The 15,367-nt window shown below is 70.4% G+C and carries 11 protein-coding genes and 1 pseudogene; 2 read left to right on the top strand and 10 right to left on the bottom strand.

Going from position 1 to position 15,367, the window contains the following annotated elements:
• From AB0N90_RS34755 to AB0N90_RS34745, 3 genes are all read right to left on the bottom strand, one after another.
• The gene (locus tag AB0N90_RS34755) at positions 1 to 2,202 is read right to left on the bottom strand and encodes a CDP-glycerol glycerophosphotransferase family protein (protein WP_365203190.1); all 2,202 of its coding nucleotides are present in this window, start codon (positions 2,200 to 2,202) and stop codon (positions 1 to 3) included.
• Positions 2,203 to 2,431: 229 nt separating this feature from the next.
• On the bottom strand, positions 2,432 to 4,681 hold the full coding sequence (locus AB0N90_RS34750; RefSeq protein WP_365203189.1) for a bifunctional glycosyltransferase family 2 protein/CDP-glycerol:glycerophosphate glycerophosphotransferase: 2,250 nt from the start codon (positions 4,679 to 4,681) through the stop codon (positions 2,432 to 2,434).
• A gap of 183 nt (positions 4,682 to 4,864) precedes the next feature.
• On the bottom strand, positions 4,865 to 5,854 hold the full coding sequence (locus AB0N90_RS34745; protein ID WP_365203187.1) for a hypothetical protein: 990 nt from the start codon (positions 5,852 to 5,854) through the stop codon (positions 4,865 to 4,867).
• A gap of 294 nt (positions 5,855 to 6,148) precedes the next feature.
• Here AB0N90_RS34745 and AB0N90_RS34740 point away from each other — a divergent pair.
• Positions 6,149 to 6,617: pseudogene (locus tag AB0N90_RS34740) on the top strand (DUF6879 family protein).
• 81 nt (positions 6,618 to 6,698) lie between these two features.
• Here AB0N90_RS34740 and AB0N90_RS34735 read toward each other — a convergent pair.
• From AB0N90_RS34735 to AB0N90_RS34720, 4 genes are read right to left on the bottom strand one after another with little or no spacing between them, the layout of a single operon-like run.
• Positions 6,699 to 7,142, bottom strand: a complete 444-nt coding sequence (locus AB0N90_RS34735; RefSeq protein ID WP_365203186.1) for an NUDIX domain-containing protein — start codon at positions 7,140 to 7,142, stop codon at positions 6,699 to 6,701.
• A complete protein-coding gene (locus AB0N90_RS34730) occupies positions 7,139 to 7,798 on the bottom strand; it encodes a dTMP kinase (protein WP_365203184.1) in 660 nt (219 codons plus the stop codon). Before AB0N90_RS34730 ends, AB0N90_RS34735 begins: the two co-directional genes overlap by 4 nt.
• Positions 7,795 to 9,330 (bottom strand): radical SAM protein, encoded by a 1,536-nt coding sequence (locus AB0N90_RS34725; protein ID WP_365203182.1) that lies wholly within the window; start codon positions 9,328 to 9,330, stop codon positions 7,795 to 7,797. Before AB0N90_RS34725 ends, AB0N90_RS34730 begins: the two co-directional genes overlap by 4 nt.
• Positions 9,331 to 9,342: 12 nt before the next feature.
• Positions 9,343 to 10,146 carry a hypothetical protein gene (locus tag AB0N90_RS34720; RefSeq protein ID WP_365203180.1) on the bottom strand — a complete coding sequence of 268 codons (804 nt, stop codon included), beginning with the start codon at positions 10,144 to 10,146 and terminating at the stop codon, positions 9,343 to 9,345.
• A 254-nt stretch (positions 10,147 to 10,400) separates the two neighbouring features.
• Here AB0N90_RS34720 and AB0N90_RS34715 point away from each other — a divergent pair, with 254 nt between their 5' ends.
• Complete coding sequence (locus AB0N90_RS34715; RefSeq protein WP_365203178.1) at positions 10,401 to 11,651, top strand: transcriptional regulator; 1,251 nt, start codon at positions 10,401 to 10,403, stop codon at positions 11,649 to 11,651.
• Between the two features lie 56 nt (positions 11,652 to 11,707).
• Here AB0N90_RS34715 and AB0N90_RS34710 read toward each other — a convergent pair whose 3' ends face one another.
• Genes AB0N90_RS34710 through AB0N90_RS34700 form a run of 3 tightly spaced genes read right to left on the bottom strand, consistent with a single transcriptional unit; the run spans position 11,708 to position 15,337 of the window.
• Positions 11,708 to 12,613, bottom strand: coding sequence for a carbohydrate ABC transporter permease (locus AB0N90_RS34710; RefSeq protein ID WP_365203177.1), 906 nt, complete (start codon positions 12,611 to 12,613; stop codon positions 11,708 to 11,710).
• On the bottom strand, positions 12,610 to 13,953 hold the full coding sequence (locus AB0N90_RS34705) for a sugar ABC transporter permease (protein ID WP_365203175.1): 1,344 nt from the start codon (positions 13,951 to 13,953) through the stop codon (positions 12,610 to 12,612). Before AB0N90_RS34705 ends, AB0N90_RS34710 begins: the two co-directional genes overlap by 4 nt.
• 7 nt (positions 13,954 to 13,960) lie before the next feature.
• On the bottom strand, positions 13,961 to 15,337 hold the full coding sequence (locus tag AB0N90_RS34700) for an ABC transporter substrate-binding protein (RefSeq protein ID WP_365203173.1): 1,377 nt from the start codon (positions 15,335 to 15,337) through the stop codon (positions 13,961 to 13,963).
• Positions 15,338 to 15,367: the final 30 nt, after the last annotated feature.

Genomic DNA, 15,367 nt, shown 5'->3' with positions numbered 1-15,367 from the left:
TCAGCTCCTCACGAGGGTCACGGCGGCGGGGGCGGGGACGCGTTCGGCGAGCGGCAGCACCGGCGGCAGCGCCTGCGGCGGCTCGCCCAGCAGCACCCGCCGTACGACGCGTTCGGCGGCCCGGCCGTCGTCGAACTCGCAGAACCGCGTCCGGAATCCGGCCCGCAGTGCCGTCGACTCCGCGTCCGCGTAGGTGCGTTCGCGGAAGACGGCGGCCAGTTCCTCGGGAGTGCGGGCGACCGGTCCCGGCGGCTCGGCCATCAGGTCGAAGTAGACGCCCCGCGACTGCCGGTAGACCTCCCAGTCGTCGGCGTAGACCACGATCGGCCGGTCCAGGTTGGCGTAGTCGAACATGATGGACGAGTAGTCGGTGATCAGCGCGTCCGCGGCCAGGCACACATCCTCGGTGCTGCGGTGCGCGGTGACGTCGATGATCCGGTCCGAGTGCCGGGTGCGGCCCTGGTCGTAGAAGTAGTGGGCGCGCAGCAGTACGACGACGTCCTCGCCGGCGGCCGCGCAGAACTCCTCCAGATCCAGGCCGGGTTCGAAGCCGGAGTGGTGGTCGCGGTGGGTGGGGGCGTAGAGCACGGCGAGCCGGTTCTCGGGGATGCCCAACTCCCGCCGGATGCGGGCCACATCGGCGGCGGTCGCCGTGTAGAAGACGTCGTTGCGTGGATAGCCGTACTCCAGGGCCTCCCAGGAGCCGGGGAAGGCGCGCTCCCACATGCGGGTGGAGTGCCGGTTGGCGGAGAGGTTGAAGTCCCAGCGGTCGACCCGGCCCAGCAGCCGGGTGAAGCTGCCGGAGCGCGCGGCCACCACCGGGTACGTCGACTGGTCCACGCCCATCGTCTTCAGCGGGGTGCCGTGCTGGGTCTGGAGGTGGACGCTGCCGGGCCGTTTGACCACGCCCTCCGCGAAGTTGGCGTTGTTGACCAGATACGTGGCGCGGGCCAGCAGCTCCCAGGCGCGGTGCGAGCCGAGCACCGCGTACTCCACGTCCTTCGGCAGCGTGTGCTCCTGCCCGGCCTCCACCAGGAACACCTGGCGCAGCCCCGGGGCGAGTTCGCGGGCCTTGGCGTGGATCGCGGCCGGGTTGCAGGCGTAGCCGCGGCCCCAATAGGCGCAGTACACGGCGAGGTTGGGGTCCAGCGGGCGGCGCAGGGCGGCACGGTAGCGCAGCCGGGTGCGGACCGCGTGCGGGCGCGGCACGGTCTCGACGGCCCGGCCCGCGAGCCGGTTCGCGTCGCGCAGGGCGCGGAAGGCGTCGTACGCGCCGACCGCGAGCAGCCGGTGCTGCACCCCGAGGCTGCCGCGCGGCATCCGGTGCCCGGCCGGCCGGAACCGCCGGTACAGACGGGCCGCGCGGCGGAAGAACGCCCGGTGCCCGCGGGCCAGCCGCTCCGGCCGGGCCGCGCTCTTCAGGACCAGCGCGAACAACTGGTCGAAGAGGGGGCCGGTGCGTTCGGCGGGCAGGGCGCACTCGGCGGCCCGCGCGAGGACCAGTTCCACCTGGTCGAGCAGGGCGTGCTGGCATGCGCCGGGCAGATTCAGCCGGCTGCCCTGCCGACGCAGCCGGTGCCGGACCACGACCCGGCGCAGTACGGCGATCCGCCGGGCGGCGACGGTGACCAGGCCGCCCCAGCCGAGGTCCGTGAAGTGCCCTTCGGGAAAGGTGAGTTCGTGCTCGGTGAGGAAGGCGCGGCGGTACACCGCGCTCCATGCCGGCAGCGCGGCGCCGGTCAGCCCCGGCAGCTCGGCGGGGGCGAAGGCGCCCTTGGGGGCACCGGCGAACAGCGGCCCGACCGGGTTCACCGGATCGCCCTCCCACCAGGGGGCGCGCTCGTGCTCCACGTACAGCACATCCACCCCGGCGGTCCCGGTCAGCCGGGCGTCCACGGCGGCCAGCGCGCCCGGCAGCAGCAGGTCGTCGCCGTCCAGGAAGAGCACATACGCCCCCCTCGCCGCCCGCAGCCCGGCGTTGCGCGCCCCGCCGAGCCCGGCGGACGGCGGTGAGTGGACCGGCTTCACCCGGGGGTCCCGCCCGGCGTACCCGGCGGCCACCTCGGCGGCCGGGGCGTCGGGTGTGTCAGAGACCGGGATCAGCTCCAGGTCGCCGAAGGACTGGCCGAGGACCGAGTCCAGCGCCTGGGACAGCCGGCCGGCGACCCCATGGGTGGGGACGATAATGCTGAAGCGGGGCATACTGCTCTTTCTGTCGTTCTTCCTGTCGTCCTGCGGACGTGTCTCTACGGCGCCGCGCGCACCCGGCCCGCCACGCGCACTCGGCCCCCTGCCCGGCCCGCGGCGCGCACCGGGCCCCCTGCCCGGCCCACCAAGCGCCCTCGGCCCGGTCGGCCCGCCGGGCGCCAGGTGGGCGGGCGGCTCGGGGCGGGCCGTGTCGAGCCGAGGGGCAGGGGAACTCCCGGAGGGGTCAACGGTGTTCGGCGGTCCTGGTGACGGGGCGCGGGCCGGTCGGATGCGGCACGGTGGCCAGCGGGGACCGCGCCGGGTACGGGGTGTTCGCCATGGCGGAGCGCACCGGGCGGCGCTCGCCGAGCGGCACCACCGGGGACGGCTCGGTGCGGCCCAGCACGATGTGCCGTACGATCCGTTCGGCGGCCCGCCCGTCGTCCCACGGGCAGAACCGCTCCCGGAACGCGGCCCGCAGCAGCGCGGCCCGCGCGCCGTTCCAGTGGCCCTCGGTGAACACGTCGATCAGTTCGTCCTCGTCGCGTCCCATCGCGCCGGGCGGGGCGCCGGGCAGGTCCACATAGGCGCCGCGGACCGCTGTGTACGCCGCCCAGTCCCCGGTGTGCAGCACGATCGGCCGGTCGAGCCCGGCGTAGTCGAACATGAGCGGCGACTGGTCGGTGAGCAGCGCGTCCGCGGCCAGGCACAGGCCCTCGGGACAGGGATGCGCGGAGACGTCGATGACCCGGGGGCCCTCGACCGGCACGCCCCCGTGGGTGCGGGCGAGCAGCACGAAGCGCGAGCCGAGACCGCGCGCGAGCCTCGGCAGGTCCAGCGGGAGGTGCTGGGTGCGGCGGTGGTCGCGGCGGGCGGGCGCGTAGAGGATCGCGACCGCGCCCGCGGGGATGCCCAGGGTGGCGCGCAGCCGGGCCACGTCGTCCGGGGTGGCCCGCTGGAAGACATCGGTGCGCGGGCTGCCGTACTCCAGCGTGGTCCAGCGGCCGGGGTGGACCCGCTGCCAGGTCAGGGTGGAGTGCCGGTTGCCGGAGATGACGTGGTCCCACCGGTCGACGTCCCGCAGCAGGCCCACGGGGTCGGCGCCGGGGACGGCCGCGGGCCGCTCCACCAGGTCAAGTCCCGTATGACCCAAGGGTGTTCCACCAAAAGTGCGCACGAGGATCTGCCCCTCCCGTTTGCGCAGTCCGCGGGTGAGGTGGGCGTCGCCGAACAGGTAGGTGGAGCGGGCGAGCGCCGTCCAGTGGGCGGCCGTGCCGGGGACGACGAGGCGGGGGCCTGCCGGGAGCGGGCGCGGGTGCGCCGGGTCGGCGATCCAGGTGGAGCGCACATGCGGGGCGTACCGGCGCATCGCCTCCTCCAGCGCGGCCGGGTCGCCGCCGTACCCGCCCTCGACGGCGAACACCGCGCGCTCGGGCCGCAGCGGCAGCCGCAGCTGGATCCGGTAGTGCAGCCGCAGCGCGGCGGAGCGCACGGCGCGCGCCGGGCCCAGTACGAGCCTCCGCAGACGGCGGCGGGCGGCGGCGACGTACCGCAGGGCGCGGAAGGTGCGGTGCAGCCCGAACCGGATCAGCAGATGCCGGCGCCGCAGCCGCGCCTTCGGCACCCGGTAGCGGCGGTGGTGGTCGCGGGCCCGGCGCAGGAACTCCCCGTGGCTGCCGCGCGGCAGCCGTCCGGGACGGGTGAACACCACGCCGTAGTGGTCGATCATCCGCCGGTACAACTCGGGCTTCCACGAGGCGAGTTCGGGGTGGTCGGCGACATAGGCGAAGACCCGCTCGTACTGGTCGAACAGATCGAAGTGCTTACGGCTGGTGGTGGACAGGATGTTGCCCTGGCGGCGCTGCCGGTAGTGCACGCACACCCGGTCCAGGGTGGCGATCGAACCGGCCGCCATCAGCACCGGGAAGGTCCAGGGGGTGTCCTCGTAATAGCCGGGCGGGAAGGTGAAGCCCTCGGCCGCGACGAACTCCCGCCGGTACGCCTTGTTCCAGGCCACCATCAGCACCCGCAGCAGCCCCGGCCGGTCCGTGAGCCGGAAGGGCGCCCGGCCCCACTCGCTCAGCTCGGCCGCGAGATGGTTGCGCACCCGCCGGCCGTCCCAGTACGTGCGCTCGTAGTCGTACACCAGCACATCCGGCCCACCGGTCGCCTCGATCCGCTCGGCGATCGCCGCGAGCGCGCCCGGGGTGAGGGTGTCGTCGCTGTCCAGGAAGACCAGGTACTCCCCGGTGGCCTGCGCGATCCCGGCGTTGCGGGCCCGGCCGAGCCCCCGGTTCTCGGCCAGGTGTAACGGCTTGACCCGGGGGTCCCGGGCCGCGTACTCGTCGATGATCTCGCCGCACGCGTCCGGCGAACCGTCGTCCACCGCGATCACTTCGAGATCCGGGTACGACTGCGACAGCACGGAGTCCAGGCACTCGGGGAGATACGCCTGGACCTGGTACGCGGGGACGATGACACTGAACCTGGGCACGGGACATCCATGGGTCTGACGGCGCGGGCGTTCTGCCCGGGAACGGCCGAAAGGGTGACGGGGTTACGGGCCGTACGGCATTCGGGGGATGCCCGGTGAACGCGCGGCGGCCGTCCCGTGTCCGGTGACCGCCGACGCGCGTACCCATGAGCGCCGGTCAGGAAGGGTGCGGCGGCTGGCCGGTCAGCCGCCGACGGTGAAGGTGACGGTGTGGTCCGTCAGCGCGACGTGGTCCTGGCCCCTGTTGGCCCCCGTGCCGCCGCTCTTGGCCGCTTCGGCGAAGGCGAGGGTGTACGTCCCGGGGATCAGGTCTCTGAGTTCCAACTCCCGGGAGAAGGTGCGCTCGTACGGTGGCCGGCCGCCGCTGATCGTGATCTCCTCGGTGCTGACGGCGGTGTCGTCGGGGCCGGTGAGGGTCAGCGTTCCGGTGATCCTCGGAATGTATTCCTCGGACAGGGTGAGCCGCTCCGTGCACCACTTGACGGCGTCCCAGTGGTAGGGCTTGGCCCAGTAGGACACCGTGGCCTTCTGGTAGCCGTCGCCGTCCCAGCCGAGCTCCAGCTTCAGGTGGGAGGAGACGCTGGCGACCTTCCGGTGACCGCCGCCGCGGTCGTCGTGGTCGCCGGAGGAGGGGCTGCGTACGGACCGGAAGACGTCGTCGTCGGCCTTCTCGCCCGTGACGATCCAGTCGACGCTCCCGGCCGCGCCCGTGTCCCACTCGTGCACGAAGAGGTGGTCTCCGAGGCGCATACGGCGGGCCGTGCCCTTGGGATGCGTGTGCCCGTCCTTGTCGCGGACGCGGGCGAACTTGGCGGCGGTGGCCCGGGCGGGAATGTTCTCGCGCAGCTCGGCCAGGACCTCGCCCATCCTCGGGGAGGAGACCGGCACGTCCGGGGTGACCTCCAGCCGCTCCACACGGCCGCCGCCGACCGTGAACGCCCACCGTGCCGACATCGGCTGGATTCCATGGGCCGCGAACCCGTCGAGGGTGAGCCCCTCGTCCTGCTCCTCGACGGCGACGAAGGCGGTGAAGTGCGACCGCAGCGCACGCAGATCACCGACAGTGCAGGTGAAGTGCGGGGCGGCGTACCGCAGCGCGTCGTCGTCCTGGTCATTGAACGCCGCCACGAAGTCGCGGACGGCCCGGTGCGTCAGATCCTCGGTCTTGATCACGGAGCCAGCCTGTCACTCGGCGGGCGGCATGTGGCCTGTCACACGCGATGGCGTGACGTTCTGTTGGATATCGGCATATGCACGGGGTCGGTGTTCGGGGGGGGCTCATGAGGAACGTCCCCTCGAATTTGTCGCGGATCGAGGCTGCTCGGGGAAGGAGAGGCCCGGCCTGTGTGCGAGCCGCCACTGTTTCGGCCTCAGGTAACTACCTGATCGGGCAATCAAGTTCGGGCTTCGAGCGATTCGGGCGGCACGTCACCATGGCCATGGACAGACAGGGGGGCGTTCAAAGTGATGCCGTTGAGCGTTCCCAGCTTCGCTGAGCTGCTTGGCCAGTGCGAGCGGTCCGCCGTCCACATGGAGTTGCGTGACTCCTACGCGTCCACGGACCGTTTCGAGGCGTGGAAGCGGGGTGAGCGGATCGACTGGGAGGACCGTGAGTCCTGGTGGCACCCCTACGATCAGTTGATCACTGACACCGTGGCCCGGGGCGTGACGATTCGCCGGGCCCGGGTGATCTCGGAGCCGGTATCGGACTACATCCGGTGGGAGCACTTCGTCACCCGTGCCAATGTCACGGCCGGTGAGGAAGTGCGGTGGCTGCTGTTCGGCGGTGCGCTGCTTCGGGTGCACCACTTCTCAGGTGACGGCGTGGTGGTGGACGACGAGATCACCGCGGACCCGGAAGCCGTGAAGCTGTGCTCCGCAGCCTTCGAAGCGGTCTGGGAGCGGGCGGATCCCGCACCACCTGTACGAGATCTGACGAGAGTCGGCTCGGACTGCGTATCACTCGCCGATGCCTTCCACACGGTGGGCCATCAGAGCCAATCGGCTGGTGTGGTGGCTACTGCCACCCGTGCAGCGTCAGGGCGCTGGACGGATCGAGGCAGCCGTGCAGGCCCGCGTAGGGGTACTCGATGATGTCCTCGGGGAGGTCATGGGTGGCGAACCACTGGAGGGCGAGACACTTCTCGGGCTCCTTGTTGACGGGTGTTCCCGTCCATTCGGTGGCCACGAAGAAGAACCCGATCCGCTCCGAACCGTCCTCCTGCCGGTGCTGCACGACATGCCGGAGTTCCAGGTGGCCGGGGTCGGTCGTGACGCCGGTCTCCTCGAAGAGCTCGCGGGCCGCCCCGGCGGTGAGGGTTTCGCCCCGGTCGAGCTTCCCGGAAGGCAGGTGCCACCGGCGGTAGCCGTAGGGGCCGCCTCTCTGCGAGAGCAGGATCTTCTCACCGTCGAGGAGAAGAACGTGAGTGTCGATGATGGGCTGTGCCGGCTGTCCGCTCATGGTTCCTGGGGGGTCGGGGTGGTGGTTGAGGCCCCCGACGGTAGTGGGAGGGCGGGGATCGCGTCGGCGATTCGGCGCGCGACCTCCGATGGAGGTATCTCAGTGGTGTCGATGACGAGCACCTTGGACCCGAGGGTTTCGAGGATTTCCGCAGCGTCGTCGTACAGCTCGACCTCACGGACTGGTGCTTCGGGGTCGGCTCGGAAGCGATGGGTGAGGCCGCTCTTGGCGACGCGGTCCGCGATCGTGCCGGGGGAGGCGGTGAGGATCACTGCCAAGTCCGCATGCGGTGCCTCCTCGTTGAGCAGAAGCAGAAACTCCACCGGTACGCCGTCGAGCCGCTGGAGGGCGAGGGACGATGCGACGTACCTGTCGGATATGAGCAGCCGACCATTGGTGAGCGCCGGGTCGATGGTGGTCTCGACGTGCCGGTACCGGGCGGATGCGACGAGGCAGGCCAGGGCAATGCCCCGAAGCTGCGGACCGTGTGTACGGGTGAAGTCCCCGAGGAAGTCACCACGGGGCGGCTCGACCGTCCACTGAGCAGGGACACCCCGCGCGGAGAGCAGGGCGCGCAGCTCCCGGACAGTGGTGGACTTTCCCACGCCGCTCGGGCCGTCGATGCTGATGAAGAAGCCGGTGCGGTCTCCGGTCATGCGGCTGTCTCCATCCCGGACCGGTTCCGTTCGTGCTGTTCTCGGGTGAGCATCGCGAGCGTGGCACGGACCTCGTTCAGAGGAACGTCGCCGAACTGGATGCCGACACTGAAGTTGAATTCGTCGCGCTGACGCATGGACTCGTCGGCGCCGTTGTGGGTGAGGTCGACGTCCTCGTAGGCAAGCAGATCATCCGGTTGGTAGCCGGCCTCTTCGGTGAGGGTCTTCCACACCGGCGTGCCCGGGTAGGGGCGGAACTCGAAGACGCTGGCGCGGAGGTCGCCGGGGTACTGATCGGAGATGGCCCACAGGTTGCGGATGTGCTGCACAGTGGCACCCAGGTCCGCTCTGGTCTCGCCGGGGAAGCCGAGGATGAAGTACCCCTTGACCCCGATGCCGTGGGAGACCAGCCGACGTGCGACGCGTTCGGTCATCTCGGCGGTGATGCGCTTGTCCATCGCGGCCAGAACGCGGTCACTGCCGGATTCGATGCCGAGGGCGACTTCGCGCAGCCCGTTGGTGACGAGACGGTCCAGGTCGGTGTCGGTGAGTCGGTCGAGGACGTTGATCCGGCCGGTGGCGTCCCACACGTACCGGTCGCCGATCTTGTGGTGGGTGAAAGCTCGCATCTGCTCATCGATGACCCGGCCCGCGCCGAGGAACAGGTCGTCCACGAAGCGGAAGGCGGTCACGCCGTACTCCTCGTGCAGTTGGTCCAGCTCACCGATGATGTTCTCGGGGGACCGCACGCGGATCGCGACGTCCGGGTTGGCGGACACGGCAGCACCGCAGAACGTGCAGTTGTAGGGACAGCCACGGCTTCCGACGATGTTTGCCTCCCAACGCCTGGCGGTATGGCGCCGCGCGATCCAGGGCTGCGTGCCGGCCACCGGGCGATCCGGCGTCGGCGCGGCCTGGTAGGGATCCTGGGAGAGAAAGGCACGGTTGACGTACGGCAGGCTGTTGATGTCGGGACCCAGCAGCGTCGCGCCGCTCTTGGGGTCGGTGATACCGGCGGCCCGGGTACCGAGCAGAGGGTCGCGCCACAGGACGCCCGGCAGGGCACGCCGGTTCCGTTCGTCCTCCAGGAGGGCGGTGACTCGGAGTTCTCCTTCACCGAGGACGAGTGCGCGCAGGTGCCGCATGCGAGGGTCGGCGAGGATGCGGTCCGGCATGGCCTTGGCATGATGGCCGCCGACCATGAGGGCGATACCCGGATCGAGCAGGGCGGCGATCTTCGCGGACATCTCGTATGTGGGCGCGAGGAGGTTCATGGCAGCCCAGCGGGGCGCGGCCTCGTTGACGATCCGGGCGGTCTCTTCGAGACCCAGACCGTGCGCCTCTGCGTCGAGCACGCCCACATTGAAGCCGCTGAGCTGGGCGTAGGTGGCGATGTACGCCATGCCGAGCACGGGCAGGGTGTAGTCGTTGGTCCGAGGCCGCAGGGTGTAGTCACGCAGCGGCGCGTTGATGAACAGGGCGTCCAGCGTGTGCAGGTTGTCGGCGCCCGCGATCAGCGGTAACTGCTGCATCGGTCCTCCATGTCATCGGGCGTGCGTCCCCCAGGAGAGGGTCGCGAGCGTGAGGGTGTGCAGGGCGGCGCGGTCGGTACCGGCCCAGCCCGTCCACAGCGGGCCGAAGGCCTTGTCCTTCTTGCCGGGCCAGGCGAAGGCCGGGGCGATCTTGGCGGCCCAGGTGCGCACGGCCAGGTCGTCATGCGGGTAGACGCTGAAGTCGCCGGTGAAGTCCGCCGCCGCCGCGGCAGCGGTCCAGGGGCCGACGCGGGAGATGCGAGTGAGGCTGATGGCCAGGGCACCGGCGCTCAGGCACTCCCAGTCGCGATGGTTCCGCTTGTACTCCGTTGCCGCCGCCAGCAGGGCATTGCGGTGGAACTTCGCCCCGACCTCCGCGAACTGCTCACCGGTCAGGGCAAGTACGGCGTCAGGAGTAGGCGCCACGGCGAGCGGCCCGTGAGGGCCTGCAACGGCGGTGCCGTAGACGCTGCACCAGTTGCGGTACAGCTTCCGGGCCTGGTCGGCGCGGACGACCTGCCGCAGGATCGCCGTGCTGATCGCGTCCCACAGTGACGGGTTCGCCAGGCGCTGGGTGACGCCGAGCCCGATGAGGCCCTCACGGAGGGACACCGGGGCGGCCGACGGGAGGTGCGCGGGATCGGTGGCGACGAACTCGGGCTTGACGTCTTCGGTGCCGTCCACGCACGCCATGTGCAGGCCGTCCCGATCATGGGACACGATCCAGATGCCGGAGGCCGTACGGACGGCACGCGCGTGGGTACCGTCCTCGTACGTCTGCCAGGCGGGGTGATCGGTGGTCAGCACGTTGCTCATCGTTTGCTCCTCGGTGTACCGGTAGTGCTGGCCCAGCCTCTCGCGTCACGGCCGTACGACGTACCGAAGCCACGGAATCGAGACCCGAACGCTCGACGTCGGCAGCTGCTCCATGTGCTTCGGCGGCGTTCGCCCATTGAACTGCCGGGGAACACAAGAAATGAGGGGCCAGGAAGGGGTGCGCTTTCCGGCAGGGGGCCGCTCCGGGGGGCCAGGATGAGGTCCTCACCCGACGGCGACGGAGGGAAAGTGCCATGGTGGCCCCGGACGGCATCGGCGTCTTACTGCGAACGATCCGCGAAGACGCCGGACGCACCCGCGACGAACAGGCCCAGGTCGTTCAACAGGCCCAGGGCGGGCGCTGGTTCGACTGGGAAAACATCAAACGGTGGGAACTGGAGAAGCGGTTACCGGTCCCGGACTGGCACGAGACGATCGCCCGAGCATTCGGGTTGAGCGTCGCGGATGTGCAGCGGGCAGTCGCCGCATCGCGACAGCACCGACGCAGCCGGCGCAGGGAGAAAGAGGACGTGGAACGACGAAGGTTTCTCGGAGTGGCCGCCGTTGCGGCAGGCGTGACGGCGCTGCCTGGCATCGCACAGGCCCGCGAGGGCATCGACGGGGCTCTCATGGAGACCGGGACCGGTGACCTGGCCTACCTGGAGTCGGCGTTCGAGCGGCATCGAGGTGGCTACCGCGGCCGGGCCCCCGACGAAGTCCTGGCCGAGATGCAGGCGGATCTCGTGCTCCTCGGACAAGTCCTCAACCAGCCCCACCTGGCCCGCGCACGTGCTGATCTCGCCCGCACCGCCGCAGGGATCGCCGGTCTGGTCGCCATCGTTCAGCATGACCGGGGCGACAAACAGGATGCTTTCCGCTGGTTCGCGACAGCGGAGAAGGCAGCCCGGGAATCTGGTGACCGCAGGATGACCGCCTGGGTGCTGGCACGGCATGCGATGGTGCCGCTGAACTACGGTGCCCCCGAAGTGGCCGTACGCATCGCCGCCCGAGCCCGCAGAGCGGCCGGCCGGACACCCATCGCGGCCGGAGCACTAGCAGCGGCCGTGACTGCCCGCTCCCTCGCCGCCATCGGCGACCGCCAGGGAGCCCGGACGGCGGTCGCGGATGTGCGGTCCTTGATCGAGCGTCTCGACGAGAACGAGGCAGCCGACACATGGCTCGGCTACCCGGCCCAGAAGCATTTCGTGCATCTCTCCCAGGCGTACACCCTTCTCGGGGATACCGAGGCCGCCTACTCGGCCCAGGATGACGCCCTCGACCTCACAGCCTCCCCCTCGGTGATGACCCGGGCCCTGATCGCGATGGACACCGCCACCTGTCTGCGCCTCGACGGTGATCCCTCGACGGCGGCCGAGATGGCGGTCGGGATCTTCGACCGCCTCCCAGGCCCCTACCGTGACGGCCTGATCCGGTCCAGGGCCGAAGCCCTGCACCAAGCCCTCGGTGGCCGTCCCCGAGATGTCCTCGGCCAGGTTCTCGCCTGATAGGGGCTCCGCGAGAACTGACGTGCCGTACGTCTCTGCCCGGTCTCCAAGAGCCCCTACTTCACCGCCCCCGCCATCACCCCCGACACGAACTGCCGCTGGAACGCGAAGAACACGGCCAGCGGGATCACCATGGAGATGAAGGCGCCGGGGGCCAGGACGTCGATGTTGTTGCCGAACTGGCGGACCTGGGTCTGGAGGGCGACCGTGATCGGCTGGGTGCCGGACTTGGTGAAGACCAGGGCGACCAGCATGTCGTTCCAGACCCACAGGAACTGGAAGATGCCGAGGCTCGCGATGGCCGGGCCGCCCAGGGGCATCACCACGCGGGCGAACAGGCGCAGTTCGCCGGCGCCGTCCAGGCGGGCGGCCTCCAGCAGTTCGCGGGGGATCTCGGCGAAGAAGTTCCGCAGCAGGAACACCGCGAACGGCAGTCCGAAGCCGGTGTGGAACAGGACCACGCCGAAGATCGTCCCGAACAGGCCGATCTTGCCGAAGAGTTCGGCGATCGGGATCAGTGCCACCTGCACCGGCACCACCAGCAGGCTGACCACGCCGAGGAACCACCAGTCCCGGCCCGGGAACTCCATCCAGGCGAACGCGTATCCGGCGAGCGAGCCGATGACCACGACCAGGACGGTCGCCGGGACCGTGATCAGGACCGTGTTCAGCAGGGAGTGGGTGATGTCGCCGTTCTCCAGCAGCTTCTGGTAGCTGCCGAAGGTCAGCTGGGAGGGCTTGGTGAAGACCGTCCACCAGCCGCTCGCGCTCATGTCGTCGGGGGAGCGGAGCGAGGAGATCAGCAGGCCGATGGTCGGCACCAGCCAGAACAGGCCGACGAGGACGAGGAGGACGCGGACCAGGGGGCCGCCCAGCGCGTGAGTGATCCGGGCGCCGAGTGAGGGGCGGGCCGGGGATGCGGGCGGGGTCGTCCCGCGGGTATCGGTGGCGAGTGCCGTCATCGTCGTACCTCCCGCCGAAGCCGTCGGATGTTGAACAGCATCACCGGGATCACCAGCACCAGCAGGAACACCGCGATCGCGCTCGCCACGCCCGGCTGGCCCTCCGCGAAGCCCCTGCGGTACAGCTCCAGGGCGAGGACGTTCGCGTCGTCCTGGGAGGAGCCGGGGGCGATGATGTAGACGAGGTCGAACACCTTGAGGACGTTGATCATCAGGGTGACGGCGACGACCGCGAGGACCGGCGCGAGCAGCGGCACGGTGATCCTGCGGAACACCTGCCACTCATTGGCGCCGTCCACCCGCGCGGCCTCCAGCAACTCCCGTGGCATGCCCGCGAGTCCGGCCGCGATCAGCACCATCGCGAAGCCCGCCCACATCCAGACGTACGCGCCGATGATCGCCGGGGTGACCAGCGAGGGGCCGAGCCATTCGACGCCGTTGTACGGCTCCCGGAAGTTGCCCGCAGGCAGCCTGAGTCGGGCTCCGTCAGCCGCGGCGGGCAGCGTGAAGGTGCCGTCCGCCGCCGCCTTCGTCGAGGCCACGACCTTGCCGTCCTTCACCGCCTCGATCCGCATCCCCGGATAGCCCAGCTCGGACGGATCGGGCACGCCGAGCCGGCCCACGCCCTTGCCGCGGGTGAAGTCCTGCCAGGTGGTGCCGGTGACCTTGCCCGGCTCGGCGTGCGCGGCCGCCGCCCGGTGCGCGTCGCCGGGCATCTTGTCCGGGGCGACCCCGACGAGCGGCAGGGCGACCGGCTGCCCGGTGTGCACGGCGGCCTTGGTGACGAAGCCGCCGCTCTGCGGGACGAGCGGCGACTCACGGCCCGGGTGGGCCATCGGGAACGCCGAGGACCGCGCGAACGTGTCGTGCACCGACACCCACGCCGCGTTGGCGACGCCCTTGCCCGGGTCCTGGTCGTACACCAGCCGGAAGATGATCCCGGCCGCGAGCATCGAGATCGCCATCGGCATGAAGACGACCAGCTTGAACGCCGTTCCCCAGCGCACCCGTTCGGTCAGCACCGCGAAGATCAGTCCGAGTGCGGTGGAGACGGCGGGCGCGAACACCACCCAGATGACGTTGTTCTTCAGGGCGGTGAGGATGCCGTCGTCCGTGAAGACCGTCTTGTAGTTGTCGAACCCGGCGAACCCGTGCCCGGAGTTGGTGCCGAAGCTGCGGACGACCGAGTACCCGATCGGGTAGACCACGAGCGCGCCCAGCAGCACCAGGGCGGGCAGCAGGAACAGCACCGCCACCGTCCTGCGGGTGCCGGTCACGCTCTTGCGCGCGCGGGACGCGGCGGGACCCGGTGGGGCCCCGGCCGCCGCTGCCGACGCCATCGCCGGCTCAGCTCCCGCTTCCGTACGCGGCCGCCGCGTCCTTCTCCAGCGCGGCCTGGGCGCCCGCGACATCGCCCGGGTTCTTCAGGAAGTCCTGGAGGTCCTTCCACTCGCCCTTGCCGGGGGTACCGCCGAACGCCTGCGGGGCCTGGTCGGACATGTCGAAGCGGAAGTCGTCGCCGGACGCGATCAGCGACTTGGCGATCTTCTGCTGGACGCTGTTCGGGTACGCCGAGATCGGCACGTTCTTGTTCGGCGAGAGATAGCCGCCCAGCCTGGCCTGGATGGTGGCCGCGTCCGGGGAGGCCAGGAAGGTCATCAGGGCCTGCGCCGCCTTGGAGTCCTTCAGGACGACCGCCGCGTCACCGCCGGAGACCACGGGCGCGGTGGAGCCGACGGCCGGGAACGGGAACACCTTGGCGTCCGTGCCCACCTTCGCCTTGGTCTCACCGATGTTGACCTGCACGAAGTCGCCCTCGTAGATCATCGCGGCCTTCGGCTGGTCGCCGCCGGTGAAGGTCTGGGTGACCGAGTTCGGGAACTCGGTCTGGAGCGCGCCGTCCTGCCCGCCCGCCAGATAGTCCTTCTTGCCCCAGATCTGCGCCAGCGTCTGAAGCGCCTGCTTCACCGAGGGATCGGTCCACTTGATCTTGTGCTGGGCGAGCTGGTCGTACTTCTCGGGCCCGGCCTGCGAGAGATAGACGTTCTCGAACCAGTCCGTCAGCGGCCAGCCGTCCGCGCCCGGCACCGAGAAGGGCGTGACCCCGGAGTCGTAGACGGCCTGCGCGGTCGTCAGCAGGTCCTTCCAGGTCGTGGGCTCCTTGGCGCCCGCGTTCTCGAAGACCTTGGCGTTGTACCAGATGAGCGACTTGTTGGCGGCCTTGTAATAGACGCCGTACTGCTTGCCGTTCACCTTCCCGATGTCCTGCCAGCCCTGCGAGTAGTTCTTCCGGACCTCCTTGAGCGCGTCCGGCCCGACCGGCTTGGCCCAGCCCTTGTCCACGGCCTGCTTGATGGCGCCCGGCTGCGGCAGCAGCGCGATGTCCGGCGGCTGCCCGCCCGCGATCTTCGATCCGAGGAAGTTGATGATCGGGTCCTGCGCGGGCACGAAGGTGACCTGCGCGCCGGTCCGCTTCTCGAACTCCGCCAGCACCTTCTTGAAGTTGGTCTGCTCCTGCCCGGTCCACACGGCCGCGATCTCCAGATGCGCGCCGTCCAGCCTGGGCAGCGACACGGAGCCGCCGGCGGACGGCGAACTCTCCTTGCCCGTCTTGCCGTCGCCGCCCCCGCTGGAGCACGCGCCGAGCACAAGGCCCCCCGCGAGCAACGCGGCGACCGCGCCGACGGCCCTGCCGGTCCGGATGGTGCTGCTCCTGCTGTGCATCACTTCCCCGTTCGTCGTTCTCCGCCGCGC

It is taken from the genome of Streptomyces sp. NPDC093018 (assembly GCF_040684035.1).
GTDB classification, from domain to species: Bacteria; Actinomycetota; Actinomycetes; order Streptomycetales; family Streptomycetaceae; genus Streptomyces; species Streptomyces murinus.
This window is presented reverse-complemented; position numbering and strand designations above follow the sequence as displayed.